Origin of the sequence: Amycolatopsis sp. NPDC051372 (genome assembly GCF_040682095.1) — a bacterium.
GTDB lineage: Bacteria > Actinomycetota > Actinomycetes > Mycobacteriales > Pseudonocardiaceae > Amycolatopsis.
Window position 1 is genome coordinate 69,108 of record NZ_JBFBAF010000025.1, and the last position, 17,607, is coordinate 86,714.

A 17,607-nucleotide genomic window follows, 5' to 3' on the forward strand; every position below is an offset into this window, starting at 1 on the left:
GCCGGCCACCGAAATCAGTCGGGCTGGATCCACGACACCTGCACGAGCTGCCGGCCGTTCTTGCGGCTGAGCATCACGCCCCGGCCCGGCGGCATCGCGGCGGGCCGGATGTTGCCGATCAGCACGCCCTCGTCCTTCGAGCCGTTCATGACCATGCCCGGCGCCGCGATCTCCTTGAGCTTGCCGATGACCGGGTCGTAGGAGGCCCTCGACGCACCACCGGTGCGGCGCACGATGATCAGGTGCAGGCCGACGTCCTTCGCCTGGGCAAGGAAGTCGGCCAGCGGCTTGAGCGGGTTGGACGTCTGCGTGGCCACCAGGTCGTAGTCGTCGACCAGGATGAACAGCTCCGGCCCGGTCCACCACGACCGGTTGCGCAGCTGGTCCTGCGTGACGTCCGGGCCCGGCAGGCGCCGGGTCATCGACCCGTGCACGTCCTTGACCATGCTGTCCAGCTGGTTCGACGACACGGCGTACCCGAGCAGCGAGTCGCCCTCGAGGAAGCCGAGCATTGTGCGCCGGTAGTCGACCAGGAGGATCACGCCCTCCTGCGGCGAGTACCGCTCGGCGATCCCGCGGCCGATCTGGCGCAGCAGGTTCGTCTTGCCCGACTCGCCGTCGGCGAACGCGAAGAAGTGCGGCTCGGCGTCGAAGTCGAGGTAGACCGGAGCAAGGTTGTCCTCGTTGACGCCGAAGGGCACCAGCTTCGTGTTGCGGTTGGCGTCGATCTTGAGGACTTCTTCGTAGGTGATCATCTCGGGCAGCAGGCGGACCTGCGGTGCGGTGCGGCCACGCCAGGCGCCGCGGATCTTCGCGACGGCGTCGGCCACACCCGCGGCCAGCGACTCGGCGTCGCTGGAGCCGTCGATGCGCGGCAGTCCCGTGAGCATGTGCAGCTTGTCGCGGGTCAGACCACGGCCGGGACGCCCGGCCGGGATGTTGACCGCGATGCGGCGGTCGATGTCCGACTCGGTCGGGTCACCGAGGCGCAGCTCGAACCGGGTGCCCAGCATGTCCTTGATCGCCGGGCGCAGGTCGGCCCACCGGTTGGCGGAGATGACCACGTGGATGCCGTATGACAGACCCTGCTGGGCCAGCCGCGTGATCGACGCCTCGAGTTCGTCGAAGTCGTCGCGGATCGCACGCCAGTTGTCCACGATCAAGAACGCGTCGCCGAACGGGTCCTGCTCGGCGGGGATCTCGCCGCGGCGCTTGCGGTTGCGGAACTCGGTCATCGAGTCGATGCCCAGCGCGCCGAACCGGCCTTCGCGCTCGGTCATGAGCGTGGTCAGCTCGGCCACGATCCGGCGGGCCTTGTCAGGCTCGCGCCGGGCCACGGCCACGCCACCGACGTGCGGCAGATCGGCAAGGCCGGCGAGCGTGCCACCACCGAGGTCGAGTGCGTAGAACTGCACCTCATCGGGCGTGTGCGTGAGCGCCATCGACATGATCAGCGTGCGGAGCATGGTCGACTTGCCGGCCTGCGGACCACCGGCGATCACCGCGTGACCGGCGGCACCGGAGAAGTCGGCCCACAGCAGGTCGCGCCGCTGCTCGAACGGCCGGTCGACGATGCCCAGCGGCACCTGCAGCCGACCGTTGCCGAAGAACCCGACCGGGGACAGGCCGCGGTCGTCGGTGGGGTTGAGGTTCGGCAGCATCGTGTCGAGCGAGTTGGACTCGTCCAACGGCGGCAGCCACACCTCGTGCGCGGGCGGGCCCTGGCCGATGAACCGGTCGACCATCACCTCGAGCTCGCTCGGTTCGGTGGCCTCCTCCGACTCCTTCGGCTTCGCCACCTCTTCGACCGGTTCGAACTGCGGCTCCGGCTCGGGCGGCAGCTCGACGAAGTCGGGCACGAACAGCTGCGGGCGCTTGTCCGCGCGCACGACCGTGGCCACCGGCCCGGCCGCCTTGATACCGGCGGGGCGGTACGGGCCCGACACGTACGACGCCTTGAACCGCACCATCGTGGACGTGTCGTACTTGAGGTAGCCCGAACCCGGGATCGACGGCAGCTCGAACGCGTCCGGCACGCCGATCGCCGCGCGCGACTCCGCGGCCGAGAAGGTCTTCAGACCGATCCGGTAGGACAGGTAGGTGTCCAGACCACGCAGCTTGCCCTCCTCCAGCCGCTGCGACGCGAGCAGCATGTGCATCTGCAGCGACCGGCCGACACGGCCGATCTGGAGGAAGATGTCGATGAAGTCCGGCTTCGCCGTGAGCATTTCGGAGAACTCATCGATGCAGATGAACAGCGCGGGCAGCGGGTCGAGGTCGGCGCCGTTCTCGCGCGCTTTCTCGTAGTCCCACACGTTCTTGTAGTTGCCCTTCGCCAGCACTTCCTGGCGCCGGGACACCTCGCCCGCGATGGCGTCCTTCATGCGGTCGACCAGCGTGAGGTCGCCCGCGAGGTTGGTGATCGTGGCGGCGACGTGCGGGGCCTTGTCCAGGCCGAGGAACGTCGCACCACCCTTGAAGTCGACGAGAATCATGTTGAGCGACGTGCTCGAGTGCGTGGCGAGCAGGCCCAGCACCAGCGTGCGGAGGAACTCCGACTTACCGGAACCGGTCGCCCCGATGCACAGGCCGTGGGGGCCCATGCCCTCCATCGCCGCTTCCTTGATGTCCAGCTCGACGGCCTGGCCGTACTCACCGACGCCGAACGGCACGCGGTAGCGGTCGCGCACCGGCCGCGGGCGCCAGGCGCCCTGCACGTCGAACGTCATCGGGTCGCCCGGGATGCCGAGCAGCTCCAGCAGCGTGGGGTTCGAGAGCAACGGCTCGTCGTCCGACGCCTCCGTGCCGCCACCGCCTCCGACGCGGTACGGCGCGATCAGGCGGGCGAGCGCCTCGGCCTCGACCACCGACAGCGTGTCCGGCCGGCCGAACCACTCGACGCCGCCGGCGCTGCGCGCGCCGAGGCGGTCGGGCTCGGCCACGAGCCGCAGCCCGCGGCGGGCCGACAGGTTCCCGAGGGTGTCGGACAGGTCGACCAGCGTGACGCCGACCAAGCCCTCCTCGAGGATGATCTGCTCTTCGCGCGTGACCTCGGCGTCGTCGATGATGATCACGACGTGCGGCTGGTCGGGCGCCGGCGTGGCGTTGCGGGAGAACCGCTGCCGGTCACGCAGCTCCTCGTCGAGCCACTGCTCGATCTGGGCGAGCGAGCCGGCCATCATGCGGAGCTGGCCGATGCCGTCGGACATCGTGGGGTGCTGGACGTGCGGGAGCCACTTCGCCCACTCCCACTCCTCCTTCGCGCGGCCCGCGGTGGCGATCGCGATCATCACGTCGTCGGGGCTGTGGAAGGCGACCAGCTGCGCGAGCATCGCGCGGGTGAGGCCACGCGTGAGCGAGCGCTCGCCCTGCATGCTCACCGCGGCGAACCCGCGCAGGGTGATCTGCGTGGGCAGGTCGGGCACGATCGAGTGCGCCCGCACGAACCGGCGCAGCGCGAGGGTGGCGATCGGCTCCAGCTCGTCGACCGGGCCGGTCTGCGGCGGCACGAGCCGCGTGGCCAGGCGGTGGGAGCTGCGGCCGACGCGCAGGTGCAGGAAGTCCTGGTCGTTCTGCCGGCGTTCCCACATGCGGCGGCTGGCCGCGAGCGACCACAGCGACTGCGGGTCGGGGTGCACCCATTCGAGCGCGGCGCGCTGGTCGACCATCGCCTCGCGGGCGCGGTCGCGCATCTGGCCCAGGTACCGCAGGTAGTCCTTGCGGTCCTCGTCCATCTCGGCCTTCTTGGCCCCGCCGCCTTTGCCGCCACCACCGGCGAGCATGCCGACGGTGCCCATCAGCATCATGCCGCTCATCATGATCGTGGTCGGGTTCTTCCCACCCGCCGTGAACATGAAGACCATCATCCCGAGCGAGGCGAAGATCATGACCCCCGGAATCGCCTTCGCGACGATGTTGCCCGGGATCGTGCGGGGTACTTCGGGTGGGGGTTCGAGGTGCACCTCGCCGCCCGGCGGACGCGGCGCCGCCAGCCGTGGCGACTTCTTGAACTGAAGCGTGCTCATCGAAGGACCCCTCTATTCCAACTCGACGAATGCCGGCCGGCTCCTGCGCTCGGGCGCGCGTGACAACCTATCGAACGTCGCCGGGGAATTCCGGCCAACGCCCGGAAGTGCACCGAGCTTGCCCCCTCATCGGATACTGACGGACACCGGCACGTCCGGCATCTCGCCCGCGAACCCGTTTCCTCTGATCCCCGGAGTGTACGGCCCACCACCGACAGCAAGGACCCGAATCGGCCGATCCCACCTGGTCGCGCCGCCCGTCCGTCGTCCGGCCGGTGTACTTTCGCCAAGGATTTTCGGACAGTCGATGATCCCGGCTCCCGGGTTCGGTATAAGTTGCCCCGGGAGTTGACTCTTCAGAGCGGGGGCATCTAGTGGCAACGGGCACGACGGTATTCAGCAGGGTGACGGTGGTCGCACCGAACACCCGGATCGACGTCGCGCTACCGGCCGACGTCGCGGTGGCCGACCTGCTGCCGATGCTGCTGGAGATGGCCAAGGAGACCTCGCCCGACGGCGGCGCGCGCCACGGCGGCTGGGCACTGGCCAAGCTCGGCGACGCCCCGCTCGACCCGAGCCGCACGCTGGCGTCGCTCGGCGTCGTGGACGGCGAACTGCTGCAGCTGCGCAAGCGCAACGAGAACCCGCCGCCGCCGCTGTACGACGACGTGGTCGACGCCATCGCCGAGTCGACGCCCGACAGCTTCCGCCCGTGGACCAAGGAGACGGCGCGCCGCTTCGGCCACGTCGCCGGCGGCCTCGCGCTGTTCATTTCCGCGCTGGCGCTGTTCATGAGCGGCTCGCTCTACGGCGGCAGCGCGCTCGGCGCGGCCATCGCCGGCGGCCTCGGCGCGATCGCCTGCGTGGCGGTCGGCGCGACGCTCGCGAAGGGCTACCAGGCCGAAGCCACCGGCGTGCTGATCGCCGCCGCGGGCGGCCTGCCGCTGGCGTTCGTGAGCGGCTTCTACATCGTGCCCGGCCTTTCGGTGCGGGCGAACCTGCTGCTGGGCGCGGTGCTCGTGCTGATCGTCTCGGCGGTCTGCATCCTCATCATCGGCGCCGGCATCCGCGTCTTCATCGCCGCCGCCACGGCCGGCGCGTTCGGCGCGATCGCGTTCCTCGTCGCCACGCTCGTGCCCAGCGCGACCCCTGCGGGCGTGGGCGCCGGTGCGGTCGCCGTGTCACTCGCCTGCATCTCGATCCTGCCGCGCGCCACGATCTGGCTTGCGAAGCTCCCGCTGCCGCACGTGCCCAGCACCGCGGAGGAGCTGAAGGAAGACTCCGGTTTCCCGGACTACGAGGCCATCGAGCAGCGCACCGCGGTCGCCCACGACTACATGACCGGTCTGATGATCGGCTGCGGCGCCACCACGGCGATCTCCGCCGTGTTCGCCGCGACCGCACCGGGCTACTTCGGGGTGATCCTCGGTGTGATCGCCACGCTGGTGCTGCTGCTGCGCGCCCGCGCGTACGCCAATGGCGCGCAGGCCATCGCGCTGCTCACCACCGGCATGGTGTCCGCGGCCGGCATCCTCGTCGGCTGGCTCTTCGCCACCACGGCGGAGTTCCGGCTGCTGTACGTGTTCGGCGCCCTTATCGTGGTCGCCGCGGGCTCGCTCGTGGTCGGCGTGATCTTCCCGAACCAGCGCTTCTCGCCGCCGCTGCGGCGCACCGTGGAGATCCTCGAGGCGATCTGCATCGCGGTCGTGCTACCACTCGCGCTCGGCGTGATGGACCTCTACACGACGCTGCGCCACCTGAACCTCAAGTGAGGCAGCAGATGCGTGCACGACGTCCGATCGTCCGGCGGCTCGGGCTCGGCGGCCGCACAGGTGTGGTCCTGCTCGCGGCCGGGCTCGGGGTGCTGTCGCCATTCGCGCTCGTCTCGCCCGCTTCGGCGCAGCAGGACACGGGTGCCGCGGGCACTTGGGCCACGCCGCCGCAGGTCGACCTGAACACGCTGCCGCCCGACGAGCGTAAACCGGACAAGACCTACCAGAAGAAGATCGAGTGCGTGAAGCGCAGCCTCGGGCAGAACGTCGAGATCAACACGATCCCGTGGGGCCAGAGCTACCTGCAGTTGGACAAGGCGCAGCAGATCGTGCGCGCGGCCAAGGGCACCGTCGGCGGGGGCATCAAGGTCGCGGTGGTCGACACCGGCGTCACGCCGCACCCGTGGTTCGAGGGCCGGGTCGAAAGCGGCGGTGAGTACGTCGCGAAACCGGACAACGGCCAGCCCGGCGGCCTGCAAGACTGCGACGGCCACGGCACCGAGGTGGCCGGCATCATCGCGGGCAACCCGCAGGACCCGAAGGTCGGCTTCATCGGCGTCGCCCCCGACGCCACGATCGTGTCGTACCGGCAGCTGAGCTCGAACTACGCCGTCGACCAGAACGCCTCGACCAATACCGGGCAGCCCGGTGGCGACACCGGCACTCCGCCCGGCAACCAGAACGGCAGCACCCCGCCCAGTGGCCAGAACGGCGGTCAGCTCCCGGGCAACGGCGGCGGTGGCGGCCAGGTCGGCGGTGAGCAGGCCGGTACCGCTCCCCAGCAGGACGACAAGGGCGACACCCGTCAGCTGCAGAAGGAAGGCACCGCGGGCACGCTGCAGACGCTGGCCGAGATCATCCACGGCATCGCCGAGCGGGGCGAAGCCAGCGTGATCAACATGTCGGTGGACCACTGCCGCGCGGCCGACGGGACCGGCAGCATCCAGAAGGGCGAACAGCAGGTGCAGGCCGCGGTGAAGTTCGCGGCCGACCACAACGTGGTGGTCGTCGCCGCCGCGGGCAACGTCTCCGACGACTGCCCGCAGAACGACCAGGCCGACCCGAACAAGCCGCGCTCGATCGTCACGCCGCCGTGGTTCGCCGACGACGTGCTGTCGGTCGGTGCGATCGACGAAACGGGCGGCGTCGCGTCGTTCAGCGTGCACGGACCGTGGGTCGGCGTCGCCGCGCCGGGCACCAACATCATTTCGCTCGACCCGGCCGAGGGGTCGACGGGCCTGGCCAACCTGACGATCGAGGGCACCCAGCAGTCGGCCATCCAGGGCACGAGCTTCGCCTCGCCGTACGTGGCCGGGGTGGCCGCGCTCGTGCGTCAGATGTACCCGCAGCTCAACGCCCGCCAGGTGATCCAGCGCATCGAAACCACCGCGCAGCACCCGGCCGCACCGGGCGGGCGCGATGACTTCGTGGGCTACGGCGTGATCGACCCCGTGGCCGCGCTCACCGCGAATCTGCCGAACGACGTCGGCGAGCTCGCGAAGCCGAAACCCGTGGTACAGACGGCGGTGCTGCCGCCGGCCGACTCGATGAGCTCGACGCCGATGATCGTGGCGCTGGCCGGCACCGGCGGTGGCATCGTGGCGCTGCTGATCACGCTCTTCGTGATGCACACGATCAGGCGCAACCGCCCGACCGGCCCGCCGAGCTGAGCGATACCCGCCCGAAGACGCTGAAGGGGGCCGTACACCGCGGAAAAGCGGTGGACGGCCCCTTCTGTCAGTTCTGGGGTTTCTTGGCCTTGGCGGGCTTCTGAGGGTCCTCGCCGATCACGGGTGGCGTGACCGGGGCGGGATCGCCGAGGAGCTCGGAAGGCTTGGCGGGCGTGCGGTTCTTGGCCTGGCGCGAGCCGCCACCACCGCCGCCATGCCCATGCCGCCCATCGGCATCATGGGCATCATCGACATGCCGCCGGACTCGTTCTGGGCGGCCGGCGCCGGCGCCGGGGCGAGGCCCTCGGGTCCGATCGGCAGCGCGCCCGCCTGCCCCTGGACGCTGAAGGGGGCCGTACACCGCGGAAAAGCGGTGGACGGCCCCTTCTGTCAGTTCTGGGGTTTCTTGGCCTTGGCGGGCTTCTGAGGGTCCTCGCCGATCACGGGTGGCGTGACCGGGGCGGGATCGCCGAGGAGCTCGGAAGGCTTGGCGGGCGTGCGGTTCTTGGCCTGGCGCGAGCCGCCACCACCGCCGCCCATCCCGCCGCTGCCCATGCCGCCCATCGGCATCATGGGCATCATCGACATGCCGCCGGACTCGCTCTGGGCGGCCGGCACGGGCGCCGGGGCGAGGCCCTCGGGTCCGATCGGCAGCGCGCCCGCCTGCCCCTGCGTGAGGCGCGGGTCGGCGCCGGTTTCCTTGCCCTGGTGGGGTTCTTCGGCCGCGGACGCGGTGACGGAGTCGTCGGCCGACGGTGTCGTGGTGTCGGTGTGGGTCGGCGCGGTCGCGGCTTCGGTCTGGGCCACGCCGGTGTGAGTCGCGGCCTGCTGAGCCGCGTCGTCGTGCGTCGGTTGCTCCGATGTGGACGGCCCCGCGGTGACCACCGAGGGCGGCTGCGCCGGCGCGAAATCGCTTTCGTGCAGCTGGAACTGCTCCTGCGGGTAGTGCTGCCGCACCGCGATGCTCGACTGCTCCCCCGCCGGCGCGTCCACGCCGTCGCAGAGCTGGGCGAAGTGCTGCAGCACGTCTTCCGCCGCGTCGTACAACGACTTCACCGACTGCTCGGTCTCGCGCAGCTGCGTGCGCGAGCGGCTGACGCCCCCGACAGGCAGCATCGCTGACTCCGACAGCAGGTCGGCCGAGTCCACGAGCACGTCGGTGGCGTCGCCCACGATCTTGCGCAGCGATCCGGCCAGTTCCTCCAGCGCGCCCGCCAGCTCGTCCAGCGCGTCTTCGACGCCTTCGCTCGCGGACCGGATTTCACTCAGATAGGTGACAAACGCGTCGGCGTCCTCCCCGGACCACGACGCGTCGAGCCGGCCCAGCTCGTCGGCCAGGTCGGCGGAGACACCGCCCGCCGTCTTCGCCGCGGTGCGCAGGCGCTGCGCTTCTTCGTCGAGCTCGGCCCAGCGGCCGACGAGCGGCCGGTAGTACGTCTCGACTGGGTCGGTCACGCCGAGCTCACCCGCGAGCTCCGACACGAACGTCAGCGACGGCTCGGTCACGACAACCCCCCGGCACGCTTGATCTGCTCGGCCGCATCGGCGTCACGCTGCGCGTGGCCGGCGGTGAGCTGGTCCAGTGCCTCCGCAGCCGACCGCAGCGCAGCCGCGCCTGCCTGCAGCTGCTGCCGCAACGCCCCGGACGCTCGCGCGTACGACTGGTCCAGACCGAGTCGGCCACCGAGCTCTCCGTACGCCTCGACCGTGATCGCTCCCGCACCGACGACGGCCGCGGCCGTGTCCAGCTCGTCGGCGGCCACCGCGACCTTGGTCGCGTAGCCGCCGACGATTTCGCCGTCGATGTTCAGCGCGTTGTTCCCCGCTGCCACGACATCCCTCCGCTCACCCGACTTGTCTTCGAGTGTGACGGACGCGGACCCGCCTCAGTTCCCGGCCGGCTGGCCGGCTTGCTGGTTCGCCGGCGCCTGGAACGAACCCGCGTTCGGGTCGATCGGCACCGAGTCGAACTGCTTCATCACGTCCTGCGTGTTCAGCGACGAACCCGTGGGGAGCAGGCCGATGATCGACTCCGGCGCCGGCTGCGCGTCGGTCAGGCCGAGCGCGGCGGCCGTCGCCTGGTCCGGCACGCCGTACCGGAGGCCGCGGTCGCTGATCAGCTGGATCGGGCCTTTCTTGAACGTGGCGCTCGACTCGGTGGCCGACTGCACCACGGCGCCGAAGCCCGGCGGCATGTAGAAGCCGGTGATCGGCAGGCCGTTCGGCCCGGTGTTGCTGACGCTCTGGACCTTGCTCGATCCGTCGGCGTTCGTCGTCTCGGCCGGCAGGCCCTTGCTCACGTACACCGACGTGTGGGCCGTGTTCTTGCCGTCGAACGACCAGCCGAGGCACGCCACCGGCGAGCCCTGGGTGGCGTCGAGCACGGTCGGGGTCTGCTCGGGGTAGTTGTCGACCTTCACGAACCCGGGGTCGGTGGGCTGGAGCCGCGGGACGTTGTTGATCTTCTCCAGGCCGAGGTCGGTGATCTTGGTCCCGCCGCCGTTCTTCGCTGTGCGGACGATGTCGGCGACCGCGGACGACACCTTCTGGATGCCGTTGCGGGTGATCAGCCAGAAGTCCGTCGCAGCCCCGGACGGGCTCGTGGAGAACACGTCGCCGACGGTGAGGCCGTCGAAGTCCTGCTGCGGCGCTTCACCGGCACCGTCGACCGCCGGCGGCACCAGCTTGCCGACGTCGGGGATCGCGTTGAGGAACGCCTGGGAAGCCTTGCGCGCCTTGGCCGGCAGCTGCAGCGCCGCCCGCACCGGGTCGTTGTCGCCGAGGTCGACCTCGGCGCGCACGGTGTTGGCGTCGGGCCGCGCCTGCGTGGCCTGCAGGCGGTAGATCAGGTAGGTCTTGCCGTCCTCCGCGCGGCCGAGCAGCGCCTGGCCTTTGGCGAGCTCGGTGCCGACGTTCGCGACGCCGCCGATCACCGTGGTGTCGGTGCGGTCCACGCTGTCGGGTAGCGGCAGCCGCGGGTCGAGCGCCACCTGGTCGCACACCGCCCAGTTGGGGGAAATGCGCTGGGTCAAATCGGGCAGAAGTTGTGGCCCGTCGGGAATGCCGGTCAGCTTCTCGCGCGGAATATTCTTGAGCTGTTCATCGGAGACGACGGTCGGATTCACCGCCGCGGCCGGCGCGGCATTAGCCGCGGGTTGCGCTCCGCCTTCTGCGCCTTGCGTCTGCTGCTGCGACTGCGCGAGCAGGATCAGGCGCGCGGAAGCGAGGTTGAACGTCGGAATCAGTTTCTGCGGATTGCCCGTGACCACGTAAACGGTGCCGGACTGCTCACCGATCACGATGCCGCCCGACGCGGGAACCGCCGGGGCCGGGCTGAGCAGGGCGATCAGCACGAAAACCACCGCGCCGAGCACACCGAGGATCACCCCGACGACGGTCGCCCGCGAGTGTGTGCGCATCGGGTCGTGGAGCATCACCGCGTCGCGGCGGACGAGCGCCGACTGCATCCGGCGCATGACGAACTTGTAGGCCTGAACCTGACTCTTAGTCGTGGGTGTTGATGGCATTCTCGACCTACAGTCCTCCCCGTCGCGGTACGGTTCCGCAGGATAGCCGTACGGGGACCGTCTGGTGTGGGGTTTCTACCAACTCAAGCTAGGGTCGGACACCTCGGGACCGGCTTTCCGGGAACGTAGCACTCACGAGGGGAAGAGAACGCGCGGATGTCCGTCACCACGCCTCCACGTCCGCCAGGGCCCCCCGGGCCACCGCCGCCCGGAGGACGTCCTCCGGGCCCGCCGCAGCGGCCGGGCAGAGCAGGCGGACCGGGCGGACCCGGTGGCGTGCCGGGCGGTCCTGGCGGACCCGGCGGAGTCCCGCGTGGACCCGGTGGCCCGGGCGGACCCGGCGGACCCGGCCCCCGTGGCGGCGGCCCGGGTGGTCCCGGAGGACCTGGCGGCCCAGGTGGGCCCGGAGGACCCGGTGGCCCTGGAGGTCCGGGGGGACCTGGCGGGCCTGGCGGCGGTTCCGGCGGACCCGGTCCTGACGGCCCCGGTTCCGGTGGCTCGCCGCAGAGCGGTGGCACCGCGACCGCGACGCGCATGGCCCCGCCTTCGCGTCAGCGGTCCGGCGGCATCAACCTCGGCCCGCTGCCCGTGTCGAACCTCGTGCTCCTCGAAGTGGGTGTCACGATCGGACTCGTGCTGCTCGCGATCAACATGGAGCAGCTGAAGTACATCGCCATCGGCGTCGCCGCCGTTTTCCTCATGTTCGCGTTCCTGCGCTGGGGCGGGCGCTGGTTCACCCAGTGGCTCGGTCTCACGCTGCGCTACCGCTTCCGTTCGCACGACCGCGTCGCGACCCCGCCGCCGCCCAGCAGCCTCGAAGAGCTGGCCGCGGAGAACACCACGGTGACGGGCCCGGACGACGCGCGTGTGAACCTCCTGCGCCTGGCCGTGCCGGACCTCGTGGTGGCGCACGGCGTCGACCACGAGCGCCAGCAGGTCGGCCTCGCCTGGAACGACGGCACGTGGACGGCGGTGCTCCTCGTGGAGCCGACGCCCGCGCTGATCACCCAGGCCGGCGGCGCGCCGAGTCTGCCGCTGTCGGCGCTCGCGCCGTGCCTCGAGGACCGCGGTGTGGTGCTCGACTCCATCCAGATGATCTGGCACAGCTACCCGGGTTCCGCGGCGCTGCCGTCGGACTCGCCGGCGCTCAGCTCGTACATGGAGGTGCTCGGCCCGCTGCCCGCGGCGGCCCGGCGCACCACGTGGATCGCGATCCGCCTCGACCCGCGCCGCTGCCCGGAGGCGATCCGGGAACGCGGTGGCGGTGTCGTCGGCGCCCACCGCGCGCTGATCGGTGCGCTGTCGCGCGTGCGTAACGCGCTGGAGTCGCAGGGCGTGCCGACGCGGCCGCTGGACCCGGACGAGCTGCTGCGTGCCAGCATCTCCGCCGCGGAGCTCACGGCCGTGGCGGGTTCGTCGACGAAGGTCACGCTGCAGGAGAGCTGGACGGGCGTCACGGCGGCCGGCATCGGGCACTCCAGCTACGCGATCACGAGCTGGCCCAAGGGCAAGATCACCGGCAGCCTCGACGCGCTCACCAGCGTGCGCGCCCTGTCGGCCACGGTCGCCATGTCGATTTCCCCCGCCGCGGACGAGGGCCGCATCGGCCTGCGCGGCGTGGTGCGCGTGAGCGCCCGCAACCCGCGTGAGCTCGAAGCCGCCGACCAGCGGCTCAAGTCCATTTCGGAGCGGCTCGACGTCGACCTGACGCCGTTGCGGGGCCTGCAGATCTCCGCGTTCGCCGCGACCCTGCCGATCGGAGGTACGGCATGAGCACCCGCCTTCGCGACGCCGGGCAGAACCCCGGCGTGGCCCCGGAGTTCACCGTGGACCCCGCGATGCTCGACGCGATCAGCCCCTCGGGCGACCGTGGCGGCATCGTCCTCGGCTCGGGCCTGAAGGGCGAACCCCTCACCATCTCCGCCCTGCGCTCCACGCCGACGCGCATCGTGCTCGTGGGCGGGCTGTACCTGGCCCGTCAGGTGGCGCTGCGCGCGATGGCGGTCGGTGCGTGGGTGGTGGTGGCCACCGGGCGTCCCGCGGCCTGGCAGGTGCTGTCCCAGGCCGCCGGCAACCGCGACGGCCGGCCCTCCCCCCTGGTGCAGATCCGGCGCCTGTCGCCGGTCGAGCTGCCGCGCCCGTCGGAGGACGCGCCGCTGCTGGTGGTCACGGACGGCGGCCCGACCCCGCAGGATCTCTTCCCGCCGCGTTCGCCGTGGCAGACGACCGTCTACGTCCTGCCGTACCTGCACCCGCAGGCCGGCGCGACGGCCAACGCCGCGGACCTCGTGCTGATGCAGCGCCTGCCCGCCGGCCAGGCCGAGCTGGCGGCCCGCATCTGGCGCCTGCCGCCGCAGATGATGCGCCAGCTGACCACGCTGAAGGACGACCAGGTCGTGGCACTGGGCCGCAACCTGTGGCGGCCGCTGCGCCTGGTGACGACACAGAAGGAACAGCAGCTGCTCGGCCCGGTGCGCCGGGGCGACTGAGCCGGTTTCGCTTGTGGTGAAGGCCTCCTCGACGCGTTCGAGGAGGCCTTCGCTGTGTTCAGATCAGGAGCTCGGCAACGGCACCCGGGGCCTCCCGCATCGCGTTGTGGGCGGTGGGGAGGTCATGGACGCGCCAGCCCGGATCGGCTTCGAGCCGGGCGCGAAGTCCGGCGAAGGGCGTGCCGTCTTCCCAGCCGGAGCAGTAGACGAAGTCGCGCCGGGGCACCCGATCGACGACGCCGGTGAGCCGGATCGTCTGCACGAGGGAGGCCAGCGGATGGGGACGGCGGCGGGGATCGCCGCCGTGCGGGGCGCGGAACGGCGGACGGACGGCGTGGCCCGTGTCAGCCGCACCGGCCACGAAGGACTGCCGGTAGGCCTCCGTGGTCAACGACCAGCACGACTCGCCGTCGCGCGGAACATAGGCGTCGAGGTGAACCAGCCGGGAGACGCGGCCGCCCGCGCGGTCGGCAGCGGCGGAGATCACCATCCCGCCGTAGCTGTGCCCCACCAACGTCACGTCGGTGATCCGGGCGCGATCGAGAAGGCTCACGACGTCGCCGGCGTGGGTGTCGAGGTTGGCGCTCGCAACCGTCGCGTCGTCATCGTCGGGCCGCAATCCCGTCAGGGTCAGGGCGTGGACGGTGTGACCGGCACGCTCCAGCAGCGGGATGACCGACTCGAACATCCAGGAACCGTGCCACGCACCGGGCACGAGGACGAACGTCGCCATGGCAAATCTCCTTCTTGGCTCGCGAGGGAGGACCACACCAGGTCATCACCCCCGGGGCGTGGCTCACCACCGATAGGCTGCCCCCTGATGCCCATTCGCCGCCACGAGACCGCTAGCGGCGGGCCAGCAGGTGCGCGTCGAGGAAACCCCGCTCGGACCGCGGATCGTGGACGAGGCGGGCGGACTCGGCGAGGCCGGCGTCGGCGAGCAGCTCGGCGAAGCGGTCCACCGGCCAGCTGTAGGCGGGTGCGACCTTGTGGTCGAAGCGGATCGGTTCCGGGGCGTCGGTCGCGAAGAACGAGATCAGCGCCAGGCCGCCCGGGGCCAGGACGCGCGTCAGCTCGGCGAGCAGCGCGGGCACTTCCGCCGGCGGGGTGTGGATCAGCGAGTAGTGGGCCACCACGCCGCCGAGGGAGCCGCCCTCGAGCGGCAGGGCTTCCGTGCGGGCCTCGTCGAAGTGCAGGGCCGGGAAGGACTTCCGGGCGTGCTCGACCATGCCCGGGGAGAGGTCGAGACCTCGGGCCTCCAGCCCTTGGTCGGCCAGAAACGCGGTGATGTGCCCGGGACCGCAGCCGATATCGGCCACGCGCGAGTTGCCCGTCGCGGCGACCAGCTCGGCGAAGGTGCGGACCATGGTCCGCGTGAACGGCATCGTCTCCAACTGCCGGTCGGCGAAGAGCGACGCGTACAGCTCGACGACGCCGTCGTAGGCCGCCCTGGTCTGGTCCTGGTGCTCCGCCGCGTCTCCCACGCGGAGAGAAGCTACAGGTCTTCGGCGGAGCGGACGTTGCGCGTCTGCTCGGCGCGCGCGGCGAGTTCTGCGTCCGGCGGGTAGTCCACGGCAGTGAGCGTGAGGCCGTGGGGCGGGGCGACGGCGCTGTCCCGCGTGCCGCTGGCGAGGACCTCGGCGGGCCAGGAGCGGGGGCGGCGGCCGTCGCCGACCATCAGCAGCACGCCGACGAGGCTGCGGACCATGGAGTGGCAGAACGCGTCGGCGGAGACGCGGACTTCCAGCAGGTGCTCATCGAGCCGGGTCCACTCCAGCTGCTGCAGCTCGCGGATCGTGGTGCCACCCTCGCGCTGCTTGCAGTAGGCGGCGAAGTCCTGCAGGCCGAGCAGGTCCGCGGCGGCCTCGTTCATCGCATCCGTCGACAGTGGACGGCCCCAGGCGAGGGTGTCGTTGCGGCGCAGTGGATCGACGCCCCACGGCGCGTCTGAGACGCGGTAGCGGTAGTGGCGGCGGATGGCCGAGAAGCGGGCGTCGAAGCCCGCAGGGGCGACTCGGGCGCGGAGCACGCGCACGTCCGCGGGCATCAGCTTGTTCCAGCGGCCCGTCATGCGCGTGAGGTCCGGGATGCCTTGCGCGTCAACCGGCACGCGGCCGGGAGCACCGGGCTCCAGCGGGACGACGTCGACGTGCACGACCTGACCCGTCGCGTGCACTCCGGCATCCGTACGGCCCGCGACCACCACGGACTTGGGCACGGACGCGCCCGGAGGCTGGCGCTGCAGGGCCGCTTCCAGCTCGGCCTGCACGGTGCGCCGGCCGGGCTGGCGGGCCCAGCCGGAGAAGTCCGTGCCGTCGTAGGACACGTCCAAGCGCAGACGAACGAGCCCGCCCTCCCCGGAGGGAGTGGCGGGCTCGTCCGGTGTCGACTGTGCCGTCAGGACTTCAGTCCTTCTTGGCGTCCGCGTCGTCAGCGGCCTCGTCCGAGTCCGACGTGGCCGAAGCCTCCTCCGAAGCCGCGGCCTCGGTGGTCTCCTCGGCCGGAGCCTCGGCGACGGCTTCTTCCGACGTGGTCTCTTCGACCACAGCGGCCGCGGCCGGCTTCTCGTCCTTCGCGAACTTCGTCTTGCGAGCCCGCTCGGCTTCCGACGTCACGGTCTTCTCCGCGACCAGTTCGATGACGGCCATGGCGGCGTTGTCGCCCTTGCGCGGCATCGTCTTGGTGATGCGGGTGTAACCGCCGGCGCGCTCCGCGAAGTGCGGACCGATCTCGGCGAAGAGCTTGTGCACGACGTCCTTGTCACGGACGACCTTCTGCACCTGGCGACGGTTGTGCAGGTCGCCCCGCTTCGCCTTGGTGATCAGCTTCTCGGCCAGCGGGCGCACCCGGCGGGCCTTCGCCTCGGTCGTGGTGATCTTGCCGTGCTCGAACAGCTGCGAGGCCAGGTTGGCCAGGATCAGCCGCTCGTGCGCGGACGAGCCGCCGAGCCGGGCTCCCTTGGTAGGGGTGGGCATTGGTTCTCCTAGTTCAGCTGCACAGCTCCAGGCCTACGCGGCCTTACAGCTGCTCCGTCTCTGCGTAGTCCTGGCCATCGTCGTGGCCCTCGTCCGAAATCCCGCCGCCGATGCCGGCGACGCTTCCCGACCAGCCCTCACCGTCGTAGCTGGCGGCAGCCGCGGTCGGGTCGAACCCGGGCGGGCTGTCCTTGAGCGCCAGGCCGAGACCGACCAGCTTCAGCTTGACCTCGTCGATCGACTTCGCACCGAAGTTGCGGATGTCGAGCAGGTCCGCCTCGCTGCGCGAGACGAGCTCGCCCACCGTGTGGATGCCTTCGCGCTTGAGGCAGTTGTACGACCGGACGGTGAGGTCCAGGTCCTCGATCGGCATCGCGTAGGCGGCGATGGTGTCCGCTTCCTGCGGCGACGGGCCGATCTCGATGCCCTCGGCGTCGACGTTCAGCTCGCGAGCGAGACCGAACAGCTCCACCAGCGTCTTGCCCGCCGACGCGACCGCGTCGCGCGGCGTGATCGACGGCTTGGTCTCGACGTCCAGGATCAGCTTGTCGAAGTCGGTGCGCTGCTCGACACGAGTGGCCTCGACCTTGTACGTCACCTTCAGCACCGGCGAGTAGATCGAGTCGACCGGGATGCGGCCGATCTCGGCGCCGGCCTGCTTGTTCTGCAGGGCCGGAACGTAACCGCGGCCACGCTCGACGACGAGCTCGATCTCGAGCTTGCCCTTGCCGTTCAGCGCCGCGATGTGAAGGTCCGGGTTGTGCACGGTGACGCCGGCCGGGGGCACGATGTCGGCAGCCGTGACCTCACCGGGGCCCTGCTTGCGCAGGTACATGGTGACCGGCTCGTCCTCTTCCGAGGACACCACGAGCTCCTTGAGGTTCAGGATGATGTCGGTGACGTCTTCCTTCACCCCGGGAACGGTGGTGAACTCGTGCAGCACGCCGTCGATGCGGATGCTCGTCACGGCCGCACCCGGAATGGACGACAGCAGCGTGCGCCGCAGCGAGTTGCCGAGCGTGTAGCCGAAGCCGGGCTCCAGCGGTTCGATGGTGAACCGGGAGCGGGTCTCGTTGACCGTCTCTTCGCCGAGAGCCGGCCGCTGGGAAATCAGCATTTTTCCTAATTCCTTTCCAGACGACGCCCGCC

General features: G+C 70.8%; 13 protein-coding genes. 4 read left to right on the top strand and 9 right to left on the bottom strand.

Annotation, left to right across the window (positions count from 1 at the left end; all coding sequences use genetic code 11):
* Window positions 1-14: 14 nt before the first annotated feature.
* Window positions 15-4,025: a type VII secretion protein EccCa gene (gene eccCa, locus AB0M56_RS32960; RefSeq protein WP_364183353.1), complete on the bottom strand. Its 4,011-nt coding sequence runs from the start codon at window positions 4,023-4,025 to the stop codon at window positions 15-17.
* A gap of 404 nt (window positions 4,026-4,429) precedes the next feature.
* On the opposite strand from eccCa, the gene eccD reads away from it, so the two are divergent.
* Both eccD and AB0M56_RS32970 read left to right on the top strand, forming a co-directional pair.
* Entirely contained in the window at window positions 4,430-5,797 is a 1,368-nt protein-coding gene (gene eccD, locus AB0M56_RS32965; protein ID WP_364183356.1) for a type VII secretion integral membrane protein EccD, read from the top strand.
* Window positions 5,798-5,805: 8 nt separating this feature from the next.
* The gene (locus AB0M56_RS32970; protein WP_364183359.1) at window positions 5,806-7,467 is read left to right on the top strand and encodes a S8 family serine peptidase; all 1,662 of its coding nucleotides are present in this window, start codon (window positions 5,806-5,808) and stop codon (window positions 7,465-7,467) included.
* 390 nt (window positions 7,468-7,857) lie between these two features.
* Here the strand turns inward: AB0M56_RS32970 and AB0M56_RS32975 are convergent, their stop codons facing one another.
* The 3 genes from AB0M56_RS32975 to eccB are packed head-to-tail and all read right to left on the bottom strand — an operon-like array spanning window position 7,858 to window position 10,994.
* A complete protein-coding gene (locus AB0M56_RS32975; RefSeq protein WP_364183361.1) occupies window positions 7,858-8,973 on the bottom strand; it encodes a WXG100 family type VII secretion target in 1,116 nt (371 codons plus the stop codon).
* Window positions 8,970-9,299, bottom strand: a complete 330-nt coding sequence (locus tag AB0M56_RS32980; RefSeq protein WP_364183364.1) for a hypothetical protein — start codon at window positions 9,297-9,299, stop codon at window positions 8,970-8,972. The genes AB0M56_RS32975 and AB0M56_RS32980 overlap by 4 nt, the downstream gene beginning before the upstream one ends.
* 54 nt (window positions 9,300-9,353) lie before the next feature.
* Entirely contained in the window at window positions 9,354-10,994 is a 1,641-nt protein-coding gene (eccB, locus tag AB0M56_RS32985; protein ID WP_364183366.1) for a type VII secretion protein EccB, read from the bottom strand.
* A 534-nt stretch (window positions 10,995-11,528) separates the two neighbouring features.
* On the opposite strand from eccB, the gene eccE reads away from it, so the two are divergent.
* Together eccE and AB0M56_RS32995 are read left to right on the top strand one after the other, a co-directional pair.
* Window positions 11,529-12,767, top strand: coding sequence for a type VII secretion protein EccE (gene eccE, locus AB0M56_RS32990; RefSeq protein ID WP_364183369.1), 1,239 nt, complete (start codon window positions 11,529-11,531; stop codon window positions 12,765-12,767).
* A complete protein-coding gene (locus tag AB0M56_RS32995) occupies window positions 12,764-13,483 on the top strand; it encodes a hypothetical protein (RefSeq protein WP_220246102.1) in 720 nt (239 codons plus the stop codon). The genes eccE and AB0M56_RS32995 overlap by 4 nt, the downstream gene beginning before the upstream one ends.
* A 58-nt stretch (window positions 13,484-13,541) precedes the next feature.
* Here AB0M56_RS32995 and AB0M56_RS33000 read toward each other — a convergent pair whose 3' ends face one another.
* From AB0M56_RS33000 to AB0M56_RS33020, 5 genes are all read right to left on the bottom strand, one after another.
* Complete coding sequence (locus AB0M56_RS33000) at window positions 13,542-14,216, bottom strand: alpha/beta hydrolase family protein (protein ID WP_364183372.1); 675 nt, start codon at window positions 14,214-14,216, stop codon at window positions 13,542-13,544.
* Between the two features lie 112 nt (window positions 14,217-14,328).
* The gene (locus tag AB0M56_RS33005; RefSeq protein WP_364183375.1) at window positions 14,329-14,967 is read right to left on the bottom strand and encodes a class I SAM-dependent methyltransferase; all 639 of its coding nucleotides are present in this window, start codon (window positions 14,965-14,967) and stop codon (window positions 14,329-14,331) included.
* A gap of 11 nt (window positions 14,968-14,978) precedes the next feature.
* Window positions 14,979-15,815 (bottom strand): tRNA pseudouridine(38-40) synthase TruA, encoded by an 837-nt coding sequence (gene truA, locus AB0M56_RS33010; RefSeq protein ID WP_364183378.1) that lies wholly within the window; start codon window positions 15,813-15,815, stop codon window positions 14,979-14,981.
* A gap of 73 nt (window positions 15,816-15,888) precedes the next feature.
* The gene (rplQ, locus tag AB0M56_RS33015) at window positions 15,889-16,458 is read right to left on the bottom strand and encodes a 50S ribosomal protein L17 (RefSeq protein ID WP_364183381.1); all 570 of its coding nucleotides are present in this window, start codon (window positions 16,456-16,458) and stop codon (window positions 15,889-15,891) included.
* A gap of 43 nt (window positions 16,459-16,501) precedes the next feature.
* On the bottom strand, window positions 16,502-17,575 hold the full coding sequence (locus AB0M56_RS33020) for a DNA-directed RNA polymerase subunit alpha (RefSeq protein ID WP_220246098.1): 1,074 nt from the start codon (window positions 17,573-17,575) through the stop codon (window positions 16,502-16,504).
* Window positions 17,576-17,607: the final 32 nt, after the last annotated feature.

What these genes read in the sequence shown, in the direction of transcription:
- eccCa (WP_364183353.1), bottom strand. Translation starts at nt 4,025, where the DNA reads ATGAGCACGCTTCAGTTCAAGAAGTCGCCACGGCTGGCGGCGCCGCGT.
- AB0M56_RS32970 (WP_364183359.1), top strand. Translation starts at nt 5,806, where the DNA reads ATGCGTGCACGACGTCCGATCGTCCGGCGGCTCGGGCTCGGCGGCCGC.
- eccB (WP_364183366.1), bottom strand. Translation starts at nt 10,994, where the DNA reads ATGCCATCAACACCCACGACTAAGAGTCAGGTTCAGGCCTACAAGTTC.
- eccE (WP_364183369.1), top strand. Translation starts at nt 11,529, where the DNA reads ATGGCCCCGCCTTCGCGTCAGCGGTCCGGCGGCATCAACCTCGGCCCG.
- AB0M56_RS32995 (WP_220246102.1), top strand. Translation starts at nt 12,764, where the DNA reads ATGAGCACCCGCCTTCGCGACGCCGGGCAGAACCCCGGCGTGGCCCCG.
- AB0M56_RS33000 (WP_364183372.1), bottom strand. Translation starts at nt 14,216, where the DNA reads ATGGCGACGTTCGTCCTCGTGCCCGGTGCGTGGCACGGTTCCTGGATG.
- rplQ (WP_364183381.1), bottom strand. Translation starts at nt 16,458, where the DNA reads ATGCCCACCCCTACCAAGGGAGCCCGGCTCGGCGGCTCGTCCGCGCAC.
- AB0M56_RS33020 (WP_220246098.1), bottom strand. Translation starts at nt 17,575, where the DNA reads ATGCTGATTTCCCAGCGGCCGGCTCTCGGCGAAGAGACGGTCAACGAG.